17 protein-coding genes are annotated in these 20813 nt (G+C 31.5%); 1 reads left to right on the plus strand and 16 read right to left on the minus strand.

All coding sequences use genetic code 11. From position 1 onward, the window contains the following. Nucleotides 1-41: 41 nt before the first annotated feature. The 11 genes from ACREVU_RS15835 to ACREVU_RS15885 all read right to left on the minus strand — a co-directional run bounded on the left by ACREVU_RS15835 (nucleotide 42) and on the right by ACREVU_RS15885 (nucleotide 13086). Nucleotides 42-1166 carry a glycosyltransferase family 4 protein gene (locus ACREVU_RS15835; RefSeq protein WP_431552574.1) on the minus strand — a complete coding sequence of 375 codons (1125 nt, stop codon included), beginning with the start codon at nucleotides 1164-1166 and terminating at the stop codon, nucleotides 42-44. Nucleotides 1167-1506: 340 nt separating this feature from the next. Beyond that, on the minus strand, nucleotides 1507-2253 hold the full coding sequence (locus ACREVU_RS15840) for an acyltransferase (protein ID WP_431552618.1): 747 nt from the start codon (nucleotides 2251-2253) through the stop codon (nucleotides 1507-1509). Nucleotides 2254-2281: 28 nt separating this feature from the next. Next, entirely contained in the window at nucleotides 2282-3370 is a 1089-nt protein-coding gene (locus ACREVU_RS15845) for a Gfo/Idh/MocA family protein (protein ID WP_431552575.1), read from the minus strand. 96 nt (nucleotides 3371-3466) lie between these two features. Further along, entirely contained in the window at nucleotides 3467-4783 is a 1317-nt protein-coding gene (locus tag ACREVU_RS15850) for a nucleotide sugar dehydrogenase (protein ID WP_431552576.1), read from the minus strand. Between the two features lie 131 nt (nucleotides 4784-4914). After that, the gene (locus tag ACREVU_RS15855; RefSeq protein WP_431552577.1) at nucleotides 4915-6756 is read right to left on the minus strand and encodes a polysaccharide biosynthesis protein; all 1842 of its coding nucleotides are present in this window, start codon (nucleotides 6754-6756) and stop codon (nucleotides 4915-4917) included. Between the two features lie 318 nt (nucleotides 6757-7074). Further along, the gene (gene galU, locus ACREVU_RS15860) at nucleotides 7075-7986 is read right to left on the minus strand and encodes a UTP--glucose-1-phosphate uridylyltransferase GalU (RefSeq protein WP_431552578.1); all 912 of its coding nucleotides are present in this window, start codon (nucleotides 7984-7986) and stop codon (nucleotides 7075-7077) included. Nucleotides 7987-8031: 45 nt separating this feature from the next. After that, nucleotides 8032-8808 carry a tyrosine-protein phosphatase gene (locus tag ACREVU_RS15865; RefSeq protein WP_431552579.1) on the minus strand — a complete coding sequence of 259 codons (777 nt, stop codon included), beginning with the start codon at nucleotides 8806-8808 and terminating at the stop codon, nucleotides 8032-8034. A 21-nt stretch (nucleotides 8809-8829) separates the two neighbouring features. After that, entirely contained in the window at nucleotides 8830-9513 is a 684-nt protein-coding gene (locus ACREVU_RS15870; RefSeq protein ID WP_431552580.1) for a CpsD/CapB family tyrosine-protein kinase, read from the minus strand. A gap of 12 nt (nucleotides 9514-9525) precedes the next feature. Further along, nucleotides 9526-10197 (minus strand): YveK family protein, encoded by a 672-nt coding sequence (locus ACREVU_RS15875; protein WP_431552581.1) that lies wholly within the window; start codon nucleotides 10195-10197, stop codon nucleotides 9526-9528. Further along, complete coding sequence (locus ACREVU_RS15880; protein ID WP_431552582.1) at nucleotides 10197-11267, minus strand: tetratricopeptide repeat protein; 1071 nt, start codon at nucleotides 11265-11267, stop codon at nucleotides 10197-10199. The genes ACREVU_RS15875 and ACREVU_RS15880 overlap by 1 nt, the downstream gene beginning before the upstream one ends. A gap of 85 nt (nucleotides 11268-11352) precedes the next feature. Continuing rightward, on the minus strand, nucleotides 11353-13086 hold the full coding sequence (locus ACREVU_RS15885; protein WP_431552583.1) for a phospho-sugar mutase: 1734 nt from the start codon (nucleotides 13084-13086) through the stop codon (nucleotides 11353-11355). 343 nt (nucleotides 13087-13429) lie between these two features. Between ACREVU_RS15885 and ACREVU_RS15890 the strand changes: the two genes are divergently transcribed. Next, a complete protein-coding gene (locus tag ACREVU_RS15890; RefSeq protein ID WP_431552584.1) occupies nucleotides 13430-14920 on the plus strand; it encodes an aminotransferase class I/II-fold pyridoxal phosphate-dependent enzyme in 1491 nt (496 codons plus the stop codon). A 19-nt stretch (nucleotides 14921-14939) separates the two neighbouring features. Here ACREVU_RS15890 and ACREVU_RS15895 read toward each other — a convergent pair whose 3' ends face one another. From ACREVU_RS15895 to glnA, 5 genes are all read right to left on the minus strand, one after another. Beyond that, entirely contained in the window at nucleotides 14940-15785 is an 846-nt protein-coding gene (locus tag ACREVU_RS15895) for a hypothetical protein (protein ID WP_431552585.1), read from the minus strand. A gap of 182 nt (nucleotides 15786-15967) precedes the next feature. Beyond that, complete coding sequence (locus ACREVU_RS15900; protein WP_431552586.1) at nucleotides 15968-16543, minus strand: indolepyruvate oxidoreductase subunit beta; 576 nt, start codon at nucleotides 16541-16543, stop codon at nucleotides 15968-15970. 1 nt (nucleotide 16544) lies between these two features. Then, the gene (gene iorA / locus ACREVU_RS15905) at nucleotides 16545-18311 is read right to left on the minus strand and encodes an indolepyruvate ferredoxin oxidoreductase subunit alpha (RefSeq protein WP_431552587.1); all 1767 of its coding nucleotides are present in this window, start codon (nucleotides 18309-18311) and stop codon (nucleotides 16545-16547) included. A gap of 15 nt (nucleotides 18312-18326) precedes the next feature. Beyond that, the gene (locus tag ACREVU_RS15910; RefSeq protein WP_431552588.1) at nucleotides 18327-19223 is read right to left on the minus strand and encodes a phosphate butyryltransferase; all 897 of its coding nucleotides are present in this window, start codon (nucleotides 19221-19223) and stop codon (nucleotides 18327-18329) included. Nucleotides 19224-19280: 57 nt separating this feature from the next. Beyond that, nucleotides 19281-20711, minus strand: a complete 1431-nt coding sequence (glnA, locus tag ACREVU_RS15915; protein WP_431552589.1) for a type I glutamate--ammonia ligase — start codon at nucleotides 20709-20711, stop codon at nucleotides 19281-19283. Nucleotides 20712-20813 lie beyond the last annotated feature (102 nt).

The following is a 20813-nucleotide window of genomic DNA, read 5'->3' on the forward strand; positions in this document are numbered from 1 at the left end:
ATTTACTGTAAAAATCATGTATTAACTGTTAGCCTTAATAATTACTTAATCTTAGAATTATCTTGTAGTATATCTTTATACAAATTAATCAGATTTATTTTTTCAGCTTCCCAAGATAGTGAATTTTCAACTATACATCTGTTATTTATCCCAATCTGCCTTGTTGCTTCAATATTTTTTACTAACTCGTGAATCTTGTCTGCCATTTCTTTAGGTTTCTTTGGATTTACAAATATAGCATTTTTCTCAAATGCTTCCACCCAATATGGAAAATCAGACATCAATATAGGTAGTCCACATGCCATATATTCATAGGCTTTTACTGGCGAACTTTTTATATGATTAAGAGTTGGGTAAAGTGTACAAAGACCCAAATCTACACTTTTCATGTACGAGTAAACTTCTTTAACTGGCTTAAACCCCAAGAAATTCGTATATTTCCATCCTTCCAGTCCTTCACACTCTTTTTTAAATTCAGGATCATCCCACTTACCTAAAATTAATAATTCTACTTCACCATTTAAGTAATTAACTGCTTGTATAATCTCCCTTATACCTCTTATTTCAGTAAGTCCTCCTGCATAAAGCATAGTAAATTTTTCGCGTTTTACTTCTAACCGCTTGCTTTCATCTATTATAACTACAGAAGGTAAATTTCTTAATAGTGTGGTTCGCTTATTCATATAAAACTTTTGAACTATATCATCGGTAACTGTCACCACACCATCAAAATATCTACATGCCCACTTTTCAAAAGCATTAAATAATTTAGAAATTATCTTTCTAATAAAAAGACTACCAAGCCAATCTTTATTCATAATTTGTGCTGGTACATCTTCATGAACATCATATATTACTTTTTTTCCTGATAATTTTAGTTTAAGTCCTAAAAAAATCAATTCTGGATCATGAAAATGATAAATCTGAGCATTTATTTCCTTTGCTTTTTTTAATGCAATTCTTTTTTTAGTTACAAATCTATATAACCGACCACTCTTTTGAGGAAGTGGAATAACATGCACACCATCTATCTCTTCTTCATTATCATGAGGTGCTATTAAATATACCTCATACCCTTCCCTAGCAAGTGTTTTACACTCTTTGTGAAAAATTCTAACATCAGCTGATGGATGAACTGTAGTAATATGACATACTTTTATAGGCATAATTAAATCCTCCATAATACTTAGATAAAAAAATATACTATTTACTCAAATAGAATATAATAGCATCTTTAATATTCTTAATTAATTTGCTTCTATTCATTATATTTTATACTCTATGGTATTTCATTCTTTATTTTTTGTAAAACTTTGCTTCATTAATAGTCGAAATAAAGCAACTCTTATTATATAATACATATTTAACATATGCAACTTATATATGTATCACAACTATTGTGAAAAAATCAAATTTAATACGTAGAAATACCCTGTAGTGTAGCTTTTATATTTGGTCTACACTATAGGGTACATTTTAAAGTAGCCTACTAAAACATACTTTCTCTTATTGATTTTTAAGTAGTTGTTCCTTAGGAACATCTCTAAACACTTTAGCAGGATTTCCAACTACAATTTTGCCTGCTGGCACGTCTTTTGTAACTACACTACCTGCTGCTACAAAACCATCTTCGTGTATAATTTTACCTGGGAGGATAACTGCTCCGGCTCCAATTCTTCCACCTTTTTTAATTGTTACCCCTTTAAATTTTCCAAACCGTTCTTTAGAACGAGCTGCATAATTATCATTGGAAGTTGTAACACAAGGAGCAATAAATACATTATCACAAACCTGCGAATAAGCTGTTAAATATACATTAGTTTGTATTTTGCAGTTAGACCCAACTGTGCAAAAATTTTCAATAGTAGTTCCACGACCAATAATTGTTTTAGATCCTACTGTAACATTTTCTCTTATTACAGCGGTGTCAGCAATAAGTGTTTTGTCACCAATGACGCAACCACAATAAATTATTACCCCTGCACCTATAAGACAGCCCTCGCTTATTTTAGCTGGAAGCAATTTTTCCTCATTCTTAAAAATACTGTTTACGGACCTCATCGGCTCCTTACCTATTACTGTATTATCATCTATTCTAACATTGCTACCAATAATAGTACCTACGTGTATAACTACATTACTGCCTATAATACAATTAGAACCTATAACTACTTCATCATCTATTACTACAAAATGTCCCATTGTTACATTGTTTCCCAATTTACTTTTCTCTGATATATAATTCATGAAAATAACCTCATTTCATATAATATAGCTAAAACTATTTTTTCATTTGCATAGTTGAAAAATCTCCCATTGGGAATTTAACTGGAAGTCCTGTAAGTCTTGATTTATAAGCTGCAAGTATAATAGACATACCTTTTTTACCTTCTTCTCCATTTATAAGAGGTTGTCTATCCATATTTATAGCATCTATCATGTCTTTATATAGTGGTGTGTGTCCAAAGCCATAAACCGAATCTGGGTCTCCCTTTTGATTACTTAATATTTCCTGCTCATTATCCACGTTATCTGCAAATTTCCAAGTTTCTATAGAATTAACCGCTAGTCCTCCTATACAAACTGTACCTGTTTCACCAAAAATGCTTAAGGTCTCTTCTAAATTTTTAGGATATACACAAGCGGAACCTTCAACTATACCTATAGCTCCATTTTTAAATCTTATCATTATTGCCCCAAAATCTTCAGCTTCTATATCATTAATAAAAGTATCACACTGAGCATAAACAGTGTCTATTTCTCCACCCATCATCCATTGCAACAAATCAATATTATGAATACATTGATTCATTAGTGTACCACCGTCCAGTTTCCATGTTCCTCTCCAAGGAGCTTGCTGATAGTATCCCATATTTCTATTCCAAAGGATTCTAGCTGTACCGTTAACTAATTTCCCAAATCTATTTGAATCTACAGCAGCTCTTAGCTTTTGTATTGGTTCATTAAATCTGTTTTGGTGACTAACACAAAGTTTTACATTATTTTTTCTTGCACACTCAATCATTCTATCTGCATCTTGAATAGATAATGCCATTGGTTTTTCTACAAGTACATGTTTGCCCTTATTCATGCAATATATAGCTATTTCTGGATGATATCCGCTTTCAGTAGATATAGAAACCATATCTATATCAGTACTCTCAAGCATTTCTTTATAATCTATATAAACTTTTACATCTACATTTTCCCCTAGTGCTTTTATGTACTCAGCTTTTTTAGCCATAGCATTAGCTTCTACCACATCACAAACTGCAACTAGCTGAATTTCAGATTTGTTTTGAGTTATAGCCTCTACATGTTTGTAAGATATTCTTCCACATCCTATTATTGCTACTCTTAATTTTTTCATTTGAATTCCTCCTTGATGATTTTCATATAATTTTGGCATGCAATATCATAAAATAGTTTACAATGTTTGCATGCCATAATTTTATTGCAGTTACTATTAAAGTTTATTGATCTTTTCTCTATTGTTTACAACATGCTTTGTAGCATTTCTAGTATCATATAATAAACTAGCTTCAGCTACAATTTTTTCATAATCATAAGAGCTATGATCCGTTGTTATTATTACTATATCTGCATTTGCTATTTCATTTTCCCAATTTACTGTTACATATTCTTTGCCCTTATGAGTAAATTTAGGAATAAATGGATCATCTATTATAATATCAGCACCATTCTTTTCTAATTGCTCAATAACCTTTAGTGTTGGTGATTCTCTCATATCATCTATATCTTTCTTATAAGCTGCACCCATAAGAAGTACTTTTGCTCCGTTTAGTGCTTTTTTCTGACCATTCAAAAGTTTCATGACATTTTCAAGCACAAATTCTGGCATATAATCGTTAATTATACCTGAAGCTTCTATTAATTTTGTATGATAATCAAACTCTTTTGCTTTCCATTCTAGGTAGAATGGATCAAGTGGTATACAATGTCCTCCAAGTCCTGGACCTGGGTAGAATGGCATAAACCCATAAGGCTTAGTTTTAGCTGCATCTATAACTTCCCAAATGTCAATGTTCATTCTTTTACATAAAATTGCCATTTCATTTGCTAATGCTATATTTACATTTCTAAAAGTATTTTCCAGAATTTTTTCCATTTCTGCTACCGCTGGAGAAGACACTTCCATTATATCTCCCTCTAGCACACTTCTGTATAACATTCCTGCTACCTCAGTACAGTCTTTTGTACATCCTCCAACTACCTTTGGAGTATTTTTTGTGTTAAATTGTTTATTTCCTGGATCAATTCTTTCTGGAGAGAAAGCTAAGAAAAAATCTACTCCACATTTTAAGCCTGATTCTTCAAGTATTGGTTTTAATACTTCTTCAGTTGTTCCTGGATATGTAGTGCTTTCCAGTACTACCAGCATTCCTCTATGTAAATACTTAGCTACACTTCTAGTTGAATCTACTACATAAGATAAATCTGGTTGTTTATATAAATCTAGTGGTGTAGGAACTGCGATACATACTGTATCAACATCCTTAACAAAACTAAAATCTGTAGTAGCTTTTAGTTTTCCTTCTTTTACTAATTTAGCTAAATCTGTATCTACAATATCTCCAATATAATTAATTCCGTCATTTATCATTTGAACCTTTTGATCTTGAACATCAAAACCTATTACTTCATACCCTACTTTAGCCTTTTCTACAGCTAGCGGTAATCCCACATAGCCCAGTCCAACCACACCTAGTTTAGCTGTTTTATTTTTTAATTTTAATAATAACTCATCTTTTAATTGAAACATTTTGTTACCTCCTATAACCTTAAAGGTCTAATATAATACTTTAATTTATATCTTTTTTGCGATGTTAGATTTTTTTTAATAATTTTCATAAGACAATTTAAATAAAATAATATCGCAAAGTGTTAATTTTTTTAGTCCGGCTTTCTTTTATAAGTTGGAACTTTTTCTTCCATTAAAGCAAATACAGCATCTTTGTCTTTTCCAACTACAATTTTAAAATCCTCAATAGATTTTTCAATAAAATCTATATCATTTCCTATAGGCTTTTCAACATAAATTTTATTATGAGAAGTGGATGTTAATGCTACCTCATCCATCAGAAGTTCTTCATATAGTTTTTCTCCAGGCCTTAGTCCAATAAATTCAATTTTTATATCTACATCTGGTTCAAGCCCTGAAAGAGTTATTAAATCTCTAGCTAAGTCAACTATTTTCACAGGTTCTCCCATATCTAAAACAAATATTTCTCCACCTTTTGCCATACCTCCAGCTTGAATAACTAATTGTGCAGCTTCTGGTATTGTCATAAAGAATCTATTTATTTCAGGGTGCATTACAGTTACTGGACCTCCATGAGCTATTTGCTTTTTAAATAATGGTATTACTGAACCATTGCTTCCTAAAACATTACCAAATCTTACAGCCACATACTCAGTATCACTAATTGTGTCAAAGGCTTGAATTATGAGTTCACAAAATCTCTTGGTAGCTCCCATGATGTTTGTAGGATTTACTGCCTTATCTGTACTAATTTGAACAAATCTTTTTACACCAGCTTCATGACTACATTTTACAACGTTATAAGTTCCTATTACATTATTCTTAATAGCTTCTGCTGGGTTATTCTCCATCAGTGGCACATGTTTATGAGCCGCTGCATGGAATACTACATCAGGTTTATAGGTTTCAAAAATTTCTTTTAATCTATCAATATCTCTAACAGATGCAATGATAAACTCTTTATTTAACATAGGAAACTCATAGTTAAGCTCCATTTGTAAATCGTAGGCATTGTTTTCATAAATATCTAGAACTATTAATTTTTTAGGATTAAACTTAGCGATTTGCCTGCATAGTTCGGATCCTATAGAACCGCCACCACCTGTAACTAGTATTATTTTTTCTTTAATATATTTATCAATGTCTTCAGTATTTAATTTAATTGCTTCTCTTCCTAAAAGATCCTCAATATTAACATCACGAAGCTCGCTAATGTTTACTTTCTCGTCTACAATTTCATAAATACCAGGAATTGTTTTTAACTTGCATTTAGTCCTTTTGCAAATGTTCAGTATTTCTGTTTTAGTTTTAAAATCTGCTGAAGGCATAGTAATAATTATTTCCTCAACGGACTCTTCCTTGCAAATTGAAATTATCTTATCTCTACCACCTAATACTTTAATACCGTTAATTATTTTATCATTTTTTAATTTATCATCATCGATTAATCCAACAACATAATATTTTAATTCACTATGCTTACTAATCTCTTTTACTAGCATTACGCCTGCATCTCCGGCGCCAACAATAAGAATGTTTATGTTCTTATCACACTGTTTATTTTCTCCTTTTTTTTGCTCTGATATTCTGTATATAATTCTAATTCCACCCAGGGTAATCACACATAGAAGCCAAAATATAATATGTACAGTAAAAGGGAATCTATAATAGTGGCTTTTAAATAAAATATGACTAACTAAATAGCTATAAATCACAAACACTATATTGGCCAGGGTTATTGAATATACTATAGAAAATAATTCTGAAATGGATGCGTATTTCCATATACTTCGATACAATCCAAATATCATATTAAATCCTATTATTAAAATCAACACTGGGATAATTGAAATTTTAAAAAATTCAAGGTCTTTTATAGGGATATTAAAATCAAATTTCAACAGTAAAGTTAAATATAACGAAGCCAAAATACAAATAATATCCACCGCAAAGACCCTTTTATCCGTTTTCATGAAGTTCACATCCTTTATTTAGTTTTAAACCCTTTGCTATTCCCTTAATCATTTTACCTCATTTCAAAAATTATTCAACATATTTCTTCTCTTCTATTATTCAGTATCTTTGCATATATTATTATATCCTAAAACCTTGTTTTTGTATAATTTAATGGAGTTTATTAACTATTTATTTATAATTCCCACAAAATGTAGATATTTAATGTAGATAAAATTAAAAGGACCTAGCAATTAATAATTAACTAGGTCCTCTTTATTTTTATTAATAACAAATTCAGGATATTAAAAATTTTTCATCTTTCATACTTAATTAGACTATTTTTTATCATCATTACATTCATTGTAGATTTCTTTAAACATATCGTTGTTCTTGATAGTTAAAAGATAATTCATAAAAGTTTTTTTAAGATCATCTCTTTTAAGCGCTTGTTCAACAGTAGCTTCTAGAAAACCTTCTTTGTCGCCTACATCATATCTTCTACCCTGAAATTTATAAGCATACATATCTTCCTCTTCTATTAAAGTCTTTAGTGCATCTGTAAGTTGTATTTCTCCACCCTTTCCAGGCTTCGTATTTTCTAAAATATCAAATATTCTAGGTGTTATTATATATCTCCCTAGTATTGCTATATTAGATGGTGCTTCGCCTGAATTAGGTTTTTCAATAACATCTTTAACTTTATAAACTCTATCATCTATTGCAGTTCCATCAACTATACCATATTTAGAAACTTCACTTACAGGTACCTCTTGAACCCCTAAAATTGAAGTCTCGTATTCACTGTAACAGTCTATAAGTTGTTTAAGACAAGGAATCTCACTATCTACTACATCATCACCCAGCATTACAGCAAAAGGTTCATTACCAACAAAGGTTTTAGCACAACTAATAGCATGGCCTAACCCCTTAGGTTCTTTTTGGCGTATATAATAAATATTAGCCAAATTGGATATATCTTCTACCATTTTCAATACATCTTCCTTGCCATTTTGTCGCAATTGATACTCAAGTTCAATAGATTTATCAAAATGATCTTCAATCGCTCTTTTATTTCTTCCTGTTATAATTAGTATTTCCTCAATTCCAGAGGCAACCGCTTCCTCAATAATATACTGTATTGTTGGCTTATCAACAATTGGTAACATTTCTTTAGGTTGCGCCTTTGTAGCTGGTAAAAACCTTGTGCCAAGTCCTGCTGCAGGTATAATAGCTTTTTTAACTCTCATAGTTCTTCTCCCCTCAAATAAAATACTCATAGATTACACCTTATTTTAAAACTTACTAAAAATATTACAAAGTGAAAATTTTCTTTTTTTAGTTTTTATTTCTAATAATTCCGTAGTGGTTTTGTTATTAATAATATTAATTTGATTTTGAGAAATCCAGTTATACATGGGTTCATTTTTATCTTTTATTATATCAAATGCTGGTTTTATAATCGTTTTTCTACTTGTGATATTATGTCCATCACTGCCTAAAATATGTACCATATTCGCTTTTACAAATTGCTGAGCAGTCTTTTTTATTTCTTTTCCATAATTGCCTAATAAACTAGCAGAATTTATTTGCATCAATACTCCTTGTTTAATTAAATTAATAATCAAATCATGATTTTCCATAATCTTAATATTTCGCTCTGGATGAGCTAATATAGGTTTAACCCCAAGTAACATTAATTCATAAAACACATCTTCAGTATACCTCGGAAATTGGCCCATTGGAAGCTCAATAAGCATATATTCTGAGCCATTAATTCCCCAAATCCTCTTTTCTTTATAGAGTTTTGGTAAATTGGGATGCATATAAATTTCTAGTCCAGATAAAATTTTAATTTTAAAATTCTCCTCCCTAGATGCTAAAACTAGGTTATTAAATTTTTCAATATATTTTTCTCTAGTAATTTCATATTCTTCAGCTATAAAATGAGGAGTAGCACAAATGTACTCTACCCCTTCACTTTCTGCAATTTTTAACATTCCAAGAGACATATTTAAACTTTTTGCTCCATCATCAACTCCATGAATTATATGACTATGAAAATCTATCATATACTTGCACCTTCTAAAACCTTATTTTTCTTTATCATAATACCCTTTGTAATATTTCCCATAATATCCACTTACAGCTTCAGGTACTTTATTGAATACAATTCCTAGTATCTTTCCACCAACCTTATCGATTAATTCTTTTGCGTCTACTAGTGCGTCCTTTTGAGCCTCACCGTATGATGCTACAAAAATCACTCCATCTGCTATTGTAGCTAAAATTTGGGCATCTGTTACTGCAAGTACTGGTGGTGCATCAATAAGGACTATATCATATTCACTTTTTAGGATTTCCATAAAATTTTTCATTTTTTGAGTTCCCAATAACTCTGCTGGATTTGGAGGTATTGGTCCACTAGTTAGTATAGAAAGATTATTAACATCTGTTTTAACAATACATTCTTCCTTTTTAACATCTTGAACTAATATATTTGTCAGTCCAACTGAATTTGTAATTCCCATTTTCTTATGTATTGATGGTTTTCTAAAATCACAATCTACAAGAATAACTGTTTTGCCACTTTCAGCCATAGTTATCGCTAAATTTGACAAAACTGTGCTTTTTCCTTCTCCGGCACCCGATGAAGTAATTACTATGGATTTAAATTCTTTATCTAAGGAAGAGAATTGAATATTAGTTCTTAATGTTCTAAAAGCTTCTGCTGATCTAGATTTGGGATTTTTTAATGTTATCATTTTTTTTAACATATTCTCACTCTCCTATTTTTTTTCTTCTGTTAAAGGAATTATCCCAATAACCGTTATTCCAGTTAGCTTCTCTATATCCTCTTGACTTTTTACAGTGTTATCTAAGTATTCTAATAAAAATGCAATACCTAGAGAAATCATAAGTCCAATAAAAAATGCGATTGCTATATTTAGCTTTGGATTTGGACTATCTGGCACTGTAGGTTGTAGTGCTTCATCTAAAAGTTGCACATTATCTGATTTTTTCACATCATTGCTTATAAATTTTAATGACTTAGCTAACTGATTAGCAATATCCATAGCTTCTTTAGGATCCTTAGCTTTAACAGTTATAGTTAAGAACTCAGTATCTCCTTTTGGTTCCACTGTTACCATGCTTTGAAGTTCACTAGGTTCCATTTTCAATTTAAGTGCTGTAATAACATGTTCTGAAACCTTTCTAGATTTAGCAAATTCGCTATAAGTTTTAACTAATTTTTGATACATAAGCACATCATTCATGCTAGCTTGTGGTACCTCAGTTTTATTTTCTACTTTTCCAATTATTACAGATATATCAGCTTTGTAAGTAGGTGTAATAACAAAATAACTTAATACTCCGCTAAGTACCGTTGCTCCTAGTGTAATTAAAATCACCAGTAGTATCCGTTTTTTTATTATCGTAAAGTATTCCGTCAATTCCATTATTTAGCCTCCATCATTAGTTTTTCGAGTTCTATCACAATTTCATCTTTTGGATCAATTTTTTTAGCCATATCTAAATGTATCCTTGCTGCATCTAAGTTTTTAGTATTTATATAACACATAACAAGATTTGTACATACCTCTATAGACTTTGTAACTTCAAATGCATTTCTAAAATATTGGATAGCTCTCTCGTAATTTTCAAGAAGCGCATAATTAATTCCAAACTCAATTATTACCTCTATTAAATTCTTGTCAATTGCTGCTGCTTCATTTAAATAGTATATGGCCTTCTCGTAATTTTGTAGTAGTCTATAAGCTACAGCACTATGATAATATATATCTGGGCTATCTCCTAGCTGCTCCATTAGCGGAATTAAGATTTGTAATGCAGCATTAGGACTTGTAGCCACTAGTTCTTTTCCCTTTTGAAACCTTGTTATAGTTTCCAAAGTGTTTTTAAGGTCTATAACGTCTGTTGTTTGTTCGCCACCATTTATTGCATAATTACTTAAAGCTACTAAAGCTAACTCATGCTCCATTTCACTATTAAAAACTAATGCCTCATATAGATACGGCTTACTATAATTAGTTATTTTTTTAGCCCTTTCTATAAGCTTTAGTTCTTCATCTTTAAACATAATATTAGTGACCCTTAGTTTGTCTACCAGCAAAAAAATCTTATCATAATTCTCAATATTTTCTTCTATTGTTAATAATCCACTTAACATAATATAAGCTTCCTCATAATTTTCATTTTGAATTTCTTTAAAAATCACACCCTTAATAAATCCAATTGAATTTGGAATAGACTTTATTATTTCTTTATATACTTTAGTATACTTAAAAGATTCATCTGCTCCAATAACATAAAACATTCCTTCTATAAACAGATTAACTGGTATATTTTCGAAATCTTCTTTTTTCTTTACCTTTTGAATTATTTCATTAGTTCTCACTGGAAAATATATGTCATCCAATATAACAAAATCATTAATTTTACTATTCTTCTTTATTTCCAGAAAAAGAATAGCTGATAATTTTTCTGAAAAATATGTTTTAATATCCATGCTTTCACCTTCCTACTAATCTTAAATATTTATGCTACAACTACTCCTAATAATAATATAATGAGGGTGATTTGTAAACCACACTTTAGGTTATGCTTGCTTTATCAACTATTAACATAACATTTTCTTTCAATTTAATTGTTTTTTTAGATGTATCTTCTTGACTGTTTCCTTTAACGGATAAATAGATTTTCATTTTTGGTTCAGTACCAGAAGGTCTAACTACAAACCAAGACCCATCTTCCAAAATAAATTTTAGTACATTTGATTTTGGTAGTGAAATTGTTTTTTCAGTATGTTCTAATAAATTCATCTCTAACCCAGCTCTATAGTCCATTTTTTTTACAACTTTATAATTTCCTATGAAATCCTTCATTGAATGTCTTAAATATTCTAAAATATTACCTATTTTTTCTGCACCATCTTTCCCCTTTAGTTCTATTGAAACTAAGCTCTCCTCATAATACCCATATTCCTTATAAAGATCCATCAATGCATCATATAAACTCATGCCCTTACTTTTATAATAAAGTGTCATTTCACAAATCAATGTTGCCGCTATAACCGCATCTTTATCTCGTACAAAATTCCCAGCTAAATAGCCAAAGCTTTCTTCAAACCCAAAGATAAAGTTTTTTTCACCTTTTTCTTCGAACTCTTTGATTTTTTCGCCAATATATTTAAATCCAGTTAACACATCTAGTACTTCAACGTTATATTTTAGTGCAATACCCTCTACCATATTAGATGTAACAATAGTTTTTATTACCACACCATTCTTAGGCATTTTTTTTGTTTCACTTAATGAATTCAAAATATAATTACACAATAATACCCCAGTCTGATTTCCTGTAAGAACCTTGTATTCACCGAATTTGTCTTTAACTACTACTCCAATACGATCACAATCAGGATCTGTCCCAAAAATAATATCTGGATTAATTTTTTCTGCCATTTTAAGAGCTAATTCAAATACCTTTGGATCTTCTGGATTAGGATAAGCTGCCGTTGGAAAATTACCATCTGGCATTTCTTGCTGCTTTACAACAGACACATTCTCATAACCAAGTTCACTTAAAACTCTTCTAACAGGAATATTTCCAGAACCATGAATAGGAGTATAAACTACTTTTAAATCCTTGGCATGTTTGCTAAGCAAATCTTCTCTCAGTGTCAAATTTTTAACCTTATTGATGTATGATAAATAAAGATCTTCTCCAATGATTTTTAACATTCCATTAGTTTTGGCTTTATCAGCTTCTATAGTTTTCACTTTAGAAAAATCTTTTATATTTCCTGCACAGGTTATAATTTCGTTGGCAACCTCATCAGTAACTTGTCCACCATCCTCCCCATAAACTTTGTACCCATTATATTCTTTAGGATTATGTGAGGCAGTAATAACAATACCCGCTTTACTTTTAAGTTGACGAACCGCATAAGATAAAATTGGCGTTGGTGTTAATTTTTCAAATAAATTAACGTAAATACCATTTCCACAAAGAGTTTTTGCAGCAGCCATGGCAAATTCTTTTGACATATTTCTTGAATCATAGGCTATGCACACTGATGTGTTTCCCGTGTATTTTGAATTTAAATAATCAGCTAACCCTTGAGTAGCTTTACCTATGGTGTGTATGTTCATCCGGTTTGTTCCCGCTCCCATTACTCCTCTAAGTCCCCCTGTACCAAACTCTAAATCTTTGTAAAATCTATCTTCAATTTCTTTTTCATCAATTAACTGTTCTAACTCTTTTTTTAATTTCAAATCTATTAAATTAGAGTTAATCCAAATTTTATATTTTTCTTTGTAAGTCATAAATTTTCCTCCTTATATTCTTTTGAGATAACAAATATTTGCTAGGCTCTTTGCCATTACCAAAACTCTCTCTTTAGTCTATAACATTATACTATCAACCCATTATAAATAAAAGGAACATTAAGTGTCTTTATTATAAACTATTCTTTTTATGATTTATTTGACAATTTGAAATTATTATTGCATTTGCATATCTAATCCTCTATAATTATAAATTGGCCCAATGAATTTACTAACAATAACTATTTTAAAGATTAGGAATATTTAAGTAACTAAGCGAGCATAATTTTTCTTGTTTATTTTAATATTCCACAAAATAAATTCACTTGAAAGGGGTGTATAAATGTATAGATTAAATCAAAATGAAACTCCATTATTCGATGCGTTAATGGAATATGTTGACAGAGATACCTTGCCACTTCACGTACCTGGCCATAAAAAGGGAGTAGGTGCTGATGAAGAATTTAAAAATTTTATGGGGGCAAACCCTTTTAAAATTGATGTTACAGTTTTTAAACTTGTTGATTCTTTGCATCACCCAACCGGACCTATTAAAAAGGCCCAAGAGTTAGCAGCTGATGCTTATGGTGCTGATGAAACATTTTTCTCAGTTCACGGAACTTCTGGTGCCATTCAAGCTATGATTATGTCTGTGGTTGGATCTGGCGATAAGATAATTGTACCTAGAAATGTTCATAAATCTATAACCGGTGGAATCATATTGGCCGGTGCTGTCCCAGTTTATATGCAACCTGAACTAGATAAAAAAATAGGGGTTGCTCATGGAGTATCTCCAGAAACAGTGGAAGCAACACTAAAAGAGAATCCTGATGCAAAAGCCGTGCTTATAATAAACCCTACATATTATGGAGTTTCCACTGATATAGAAAAAATTGCAGAAATGGTTCATGAATATGACATTCCGCTTATAGTTGATGAAGCCCATGGTCCTCATCTTAATTTTAATAGCAGATTGCCAATGTCAGCAATGGAAGCTGGTGCAGACATATGTGCACAAAGCACTCATAAAATCATAGGTTCATTAACTCAAACTTCGTTACTACATGTTTGTTCAAATCGTGTTAACCCAGCTAGAGTTAAACAACTGATGAATTTACTGCACACAACTTCACCTTCCTACATATTAATGGCCTCACTGGATTGTGCTAGGCGTCAAATTGCTTTGCATGGCACCGAACTTTTAGATAAGACTATTGATTTATCTAATTATGTAAGAAGTGAAGTAAATAAGATTCCTGGTTTTTATTGTTTTGGGGAAGAGGTTTTAGATGGTTTTGGAGCTTTCGCTATTGATCCAACTAAAATTACAATAACTTGTAGAGATTTAGGCATAACAGGTTATGACTTAGATATGATTCTCTCTAACAAATATCATATACAAATGGAATTATCTGATCTTTATAACGTACTGGCAGTTGGATCCTTTGGTGATACAGAAGAAGGAATGGAGCAGTTACTTACGGCTTTAAGAGAAGTTAGTAGTGAATACTATGGCAAAGGCGCAAAAAAATCTGATTTTATTGATATTCCTAGTATTCCAGAGCAAGTTCAAATTCCTCGTGAGGCTTTCAACAGTGTAAATACTGCTGTAGAAATTAAAAAGAGTGTTGGTATGATAAGTGGAGAATTCCTAATGGCTTATCCACCTGGTATTCCAATACTTTGCCCTGGTGAGAGAATAACTCAAGAAATTATAGATTATGTTGAAAAATTAAAAGCAACTGGCTTATATGTTCAAGGAACTGAGGATCCAGAAGTTGAATATATAAAAGTTGTTCGTGAAGAAGATGCTGTGTATATAACTGTTGAATAGAAGCAAAAAGAACTCCAAATTAGGAGTTCTTTTTGCTTCTATTGAGTTTTACTCTAAGCTCAATATTTTCTTTTTCAATAGTGCCTAAGTACTTAAAATATTGAGTATCCGACATTTTGCTTATTGTTTCACAGGTATCCACCAATTTAATAAAATATCCCATTGTATAACTTATCTTCATTAGTGGCTCTGTTAATTTGTGATTAAATCTAATAGACATTTGTTTTTTCTTTTTCTCAGAAGTTTTTTTAATATTTGTATAGCAATCCTTGGCAGAATTTATAAGTCTTATCTTTTGAAGATTTATACTTAGTGCATCTCTATATGTTGGTAATAGCTCTTCCAACATATTGAGATTAAAATATTTTTTTTCTTCTTTACATTTATAAGCATCAGTCATAAGCTGTTTTAAAGCTAAATTGTTGTTCTTTCTAATTCCTGGTAATTTAACAACAATTTGTTTTACTTGTTCCGAATCCACAATTCCCTCTTTAGTTAGGAAATTTAAACCTTCAACTACTAATTGATAATCTTTCCTATCCTTTTCAACTTTACCTTCCTCTTGATATGCATTGATTATACAGGTTCTACTTTCTTTATTATAAAATATCTCAGAATAATAAGCTAATTTTGCTAATTTTTCTTGTAGAGATTTTTCCATAACAATTTCATTTTTTTCATTAATATAAAGATACCCCAAATTCTCTTTCCTTAAATTTTCAAACATTTTTTTAGAAAATGTAATCTCTCTATATAAAATATTATTATATTCCAAAGCATCAGAAATTCTAACTACTTCTCCTCTTTTTATGTATTCTTTTATGCACCCTAATATTTCTTTAGATGCTAATGAATATAGTGGCATTTTTATTCCTCCTTGTCGGCCTCTTGGTATAAAACAATTATTAATTGTTTTGCCTCATGTAGTTCTTGTATAGTACTTATTTATATTATAGCGGATTTTTAAAAATATCCTACAAAAATGTACATTTTTCTATAAAAAACAAAAACAGGAGCTCTAACTCAAAGCTCCTACTTTTATTAATGCTAAACTTCCATTCCTGCTTTAAATGCCTTCTTATTTATTTCTATAGCTTTGGGAGGCACTATATCACTAATAACCTCATCCCAATTTATATTTTCTAGTTTAAGCACTTTAATTAATGCTCCTAATAAAACTACATTTTGTGCTTTAACATTTCCAAGCTTTTCAGCAATTTCAACTGCATTAATAATTACAATGTTATGCACTATTTCTGATAGCTTTTCATTTACATTTTCAGGGTATTTTTCTTTGCCTATTAAAACTGGTATTGGATATATTTCATAATCATTAACTACCATGTAGCCATCTTTCTTTAAATAAGGTAGGTATCTAGCGGCTTCACTCTTTTCGAATGAAACTATTACATCTACTTTACCTTTTTCTACTAGTGGAGAATAAACCTTTTCTCCAAATCTTACTTGTGTGGTAACACTTCCACCTCTTTGAGCCATGCCATGAACTTCTGACATTTTAACATCATATCCACTTTTCAAAAGTCCTTCTGTCAAAATTTTAGATGCTAGAATTGTTCCTTGTCCACCTACACCTACAAATAATACACTTTTATTTTCACTCATATTATTCACCAACCTTTTCTATAGCTTTAAATGGGCATACTTGCAAACATATTCCGCATCCATTACACATGGTAGCATCTATAGTTACAACTCCATTTTGAAATTTTATTGCTGGGCAACCTACTTTTAAGCAAGCCTTACACTTTTTGCATTTTTCTTCATCTATAACACACTTTATTCCCGCTCTAACTTTAAGCACATCTTTAATCAATGCACAAGGTTGTTTTGTAATTATTACAAAAGGCTCTGTGCTATCATGCGCCTGCTTTACAGCATTTTTTGTCTCACCTAGTTTATAGGGATCTACTACTCTTATATTTTCCGCTTTAATACCACAGGCAATAACTAACTTTTCTATATCAATCATTGGTGCAGGATTCTTTTGGAGGGTTTTACCTGTGCCAGGATTTTCTTGATGTCCTGTCATACCAGTAATTCTATTATCCAAAATACAAATAACAATTGGAGTATGATTATATACTGCATTTACAAGCCCTGTTATTCCTGAATGGAAGAAAGTTGAATCTCCAATAAAAGAGAAAACCTTTTTATCATGCCTATTAGAAACCATGTTAGCTCTTTCAATACCTGTACCTGCAGAAATTGAAGCTCCCATACATATAACTGTATCAGTTACATTAAGAGGCGCTACCATACCTAGGGTGTAGCATCCTATATCCCCTGAAGATATTATATCTTTATATTTTGATACTTCATAAAATATTCCTCTATGTGGACACCCTGGACATAATACTGGTGGTCTTGAAGGTGCTTGTATATCTGTTGTATAAGCAATATTATTAACTTCACCTAAGATGGCCTTTCGCACGATGTCAGGATTTAATTCGTCACAAATAGGAATTATTTCTTTTCCTATGCAGTTGATTCCCATTGCCTTTATAGCAGTTTCTAAATAAGGGTCATTCTCTTCTATTATATAAAGTTTTTCAACCTTAGCTGCAAATTCTCTAATCATTTCATCTGGAAGAGGATAACTCATACCTATCTTTAGATAAGACGCATTATCACCTAGAACTTCTTTAGCATATTGATAAGAAATACCACTTGTAATTATTCCTATTTTACTATTACCCATCTCCACTCTGTTTAATGGAGTATTATTAGAAAATTTTCTTAATGCTTCTAATCTTTCTTCTACTTCATAATGTTTAGCTTTTGAATGTGCAGGTATCATAATATATTTTTTTACATTTTTTTCGTAAGGCCTTACTGCTACTGAAATCCTCTCTCCAAGCTCTATTACTGATTTTGAGTGACATATCCTTGTAGTAACTCTAAACAAAACAAGGGTATCAAATTTTTCACTAATCTCATAAGCTGCTTTCATATAGTCTAAACATTCTTGTGAATCAGATGGTTCTAGTAAGGCCACTTTAGCATGTGGTGCATAGTATCTATTATCCTGCTCATTCTGCGACGAATGCATTCCAGGATCATCTGCTGTTACCACAACAAATCCTCCATTAACACCTTCATATGCTATTGTAAATAATGGATCTGCAGCCACGTTTAATCCTACATGCTTCATAGTTGTAAGCGACCTTGCCCCACCAATAGATGCTCCTGCTGCAACTTCAAATCCTACTTTTTCATTAGGTGCCCATTCTGCATAAACGCCTTCATATTTAGCAAAATTTTCAAGAATTTCTGTACTAGGTGTTCCTGGGTAACCAGAAGCTATATGACATCCTGCCTCATAGGCGCCTCTTGCAATGGCCTCATTACCTGACATAATTACTTTTTTCATATATAATTCCCCCTTTTATACTACTACCGCTCCAAGAGCTATAGAATATAATTTTGATTTTGCACTATCAGCCCTTGAAACCAATACTACTGGGCATTTCGCTCCTACTATAATGCCTGCACTTTCAGCTTTCGCAAAGTAGGTAAGAGATTTACCTAGAAAATTTCCCGCCTCTATACTTGGAACAAGTAATATATCACTATCACCTGCTACCTCACTAATAATACCCTTATGCTCTGCAGCCTCCTTAGATATTGCATTATCCAGTCCCAATGGACCATCAATTAAGCAGCCCTTTATTTGTCCTCTTTTATTCATTTGTGATAGTGATGCCGCGTCTATCGTTGCCTGCATTGAAGGATTAACAACTTCTACTGCACAAATAGGAGCTATCTTTGGAATATCTATCTCTAGCGCATGTGCTACTTGCACTGCATTATTAATTATCTCAATTTTTTCTTTAAGTTCGGGACAAGTAACCATACCTCCATCCGTTAGAAAAAGTAATTTGTGATACGCAGGTATATCATAAATCATAACATGTGATAAAAGTCCCGTGCCTCTGAGTCCTGCCTCTTTATTTAGTACTGCCTTTAGTAATTCAGAGGTTCCAAGCATCCCTTTCATTATGAAATGAGCCTCGCCACAGGATACAAGCTCTACAGCTTTCGCTGCAGCTCTTATGATGTCTTTTTCATTTACAATTCTAATATTTTGAAGGCTTAAATTTTCTTTAAGTGCAATCGCTTTTATTTTATCCTCATCGCCAACCAGTATCGCATCCACAATTTGTAATTTAACTGCTTCGACTACTGCCTTTAAAACTATATTATCCTGTGCCACAGCTACTGATAATATCTTTTTATCTTTTTTAGTAGCTAGTTCAATTAACTCATCAAGTCTTTTAACCATGATCTAACCCCTCTCTCATAACATCTATAATTTTAATTAATTGTTCCAATTCTTATACTATAAGTCATAGTACAATTGAAATTCTATTGGCGATGGAACCGGCAGTACCTTTTTGATTTCTTTTTCATATTTAAATTTAATCCAATTATTAATAAAATGTTCATCAAATACTCCACCTTTTAATAAAAAACCAGAATCATTTTTAAGCTCTTCCAGTGCGTCCTCCAGTGATCTAGGTAATACTTCAATTTTATCCCTTTCTTCCTTCGGCAATTCAAAAACGTTTACATCATATGGTCCGAAGCCTTCCGCACTAGGATTAATTTTATTAGCTATACCATCAATACCAGCCATAAGCAGTGCTGAATAAGCTAAATATGGATTTGCTGTACCATCTGATGGTCTAAATTCAAATCTTCTAGTTTTAGGATCTTTAACATATCCTGGAATTCTTATTACTGCACTTCTGTTTCCTGTAGCAAAACAAATTGATACTGGCGCTTCAAAGCCTGGTATTAATCTCTTATATGAATTGGTTGAAGGGTTAGTAAATGCAAGTAATGCTTTAGAATGCTTTAATATTCCACCAATGAAATGCAGTGCAGTTTTACTCATTTGAGAGTATCCATTTTCATCAAAAAAAAGATTTTTACCGTTTTTTCTAAGTAGCATATGAACATGCATTCCACTTCCTGCTTCTCCAAATAGTGGTTTAGGCATAAAAGTAGCGGTTTTGCCATGGGCTACAGCTTCATTTTTTATTAAGTATTTTGCCATCATTGTAGCATCAGCCATTTTACTCATTTTCTCTAATTCAACCTCTATTTCAAGTTGCCCAGCTGATCCTACTTCATGGTGATGATATTTAACAGCGATGCCCATCTCTTCTAGTTTTAAACACATTTCACTTCTTAGGTCATTATTTAAATCATATGGTAATCCCAAATGGTAACTCTTTTGAAAAGGTGCCTTATACCCAAAATTATCATCCTTATTATTACTATTCCATGGGGCTTGCTTGGAATCTATACAAACTTCTTGATGATGATTTGTAACTTCAAAATTTATATGGTCAAATATATAAAACTCAAATTCAGGTCCTATTACATATTCATCAGCTATTCCCATATCTCTCATATATTTTTCTGCTTTTTCAGCTATAAATCTTGGATCCCCAGAAAATCTTCCTTCATTTTTGCCAAGAGTGTACATATTGGCAATCATGCTTAGAGTTGGTATTTTGCAATATGGATCAACAAACGCTGTAGTCATATCAGGAAGAAATCTCATATCTGAATCCTCTATAGTTGAATATCCATAGCTTGAACCATCAAATCCTATTCCCTGTGAAAAAGTCTTTTCAGATAGTCTTTCAACAGGTATAGTTAAATGATTCCATCTACCTGCCAACGTCACTACCTTAAAATCTACAAATTTAATCTTATTTTCCTTTATAAATTCTTGTACTTCATTTATATTTTCAAACATTTGTAAGACCCCCTGCATTTTATGAAAATTTTTAATATTCTTAATTTTAGTATAATACATGAATTTTTTTTGTCAATTCAACCTGCTAAAGGAATTAGAGGA

The sequence above is a fragment of the Clostridium sp. genome (assembly GCF_050717535.1).
Classification (GTDB): Bacteria; Bacillota; Clostridia; order Clostridiales; family Clostridiaceae; genus Clostridium_AD.

Coding starts and splice junctions, on each gene's coding strand:
- ACREVU_RS15895 (WP_431552585.1), bottom strand. CDS start 15,785: ATGCCACTATATTCATTAGCATCTAAAGAAATATTAGGGTGCATAAAA.
- glnA (WP_431552589.1), bottom strand. CDS start 20,711: ATGTTTGAAAATATAAATGAAGTACAAGAATTTATAAAGGAAAATAAG.
- ACREVU_RS15855 (WP_431552577.1), bottom strand. CDS start 6,756: ATGAAAACGGATAAAAGGGTCTTTGCGGTGGATATTATTTGTATTTTG.
- ACREVU_RS15880 (WP_431552582.1), bottom strand. CDS start 11,267: ATGGATATTAAAACATATTTTTCAGAAAAATTATCAGCTATTCTTTTT.
- ACREVU_RS15865 (WP_431552579.1), bottom strand. CDS start 8,808: ATGATAGATTTTCATAGTCATATAATTCATGGAGTTGATGATGGAGCA.
- ACREVU_RS15835 (WP_431552574.1), bottom strand. CDS start 1,166: ATGCCTATAAAAGTATGTCATATTACTACAGTTCATCCATCAGCTGAT.
- ACREVU_RS15910 (WP_431552588.1), bottom strand. CDS start 19,223: ATGGTTAAAAGACTTGATGAGTTAATTGAACTAGCTACTAAAAAAGAT.
- ACREVU_RS15900 (WP_431552586.1), bottom strand. CDS start 16,543: ATGAGTGAAAATAAAAGTGTATTATTTGTAGGTGTAGGTGGACAAGGA.
- ACREVU_RS15890 (WP_431552584.1), top strand. CDS start 13,430: ATGTATAGATTAAATCAAAATGAAACTCCATTATTCGATGCGTTAATG.
- ACREVU_RS15850 (WP_431552576.1), bottom strand. CDS start 4,783: ATGTTTCAATTAAAAGATGAGTTATTATTAAAATTAAAAAATAAAACA.
- ACREVU_RS15845 (WP_431552575.1), bottom strand. CDS start 3,370: ATGAAAAAATTAAGAGTAGCAATAATAGGATGTGGAAGAATATCTTAC.
- ACREVU_RS15870 (WP_431552580.1), bottom strand. CDS start 9,513: ATGTTAAAAAAAATGATAACATTAAAAAATCCCAAATCTAGATCAGCA.
- galU (WP_431552578.1), bottom strand. CDS start 7,986: ATGAGAGTTAAAAAAGCTATTATACCTGCAGCAGGACTTGGCACAAGG.
- ACREVU_RS15885 (WP_431552583.1), bottom strand. CDS start 13,086: ATGACTTACAAAGAAAAATATAAAATTTGGATTAACTCTAATTTAATA.
- ACREVU_RS15875 (WP_431552581.1), bottom strand. CDS start 10,197: ATGGAATTGACGGAATACTTTACGATAATAAAAAAACGGATACTACTG.
- iorA (WP_431552587.1), bottom strand. CDS start 18,311: ATGAAAAAAGTAATTATGTCAGGTAATGAGGCCATTGCAAGAGGCGCC.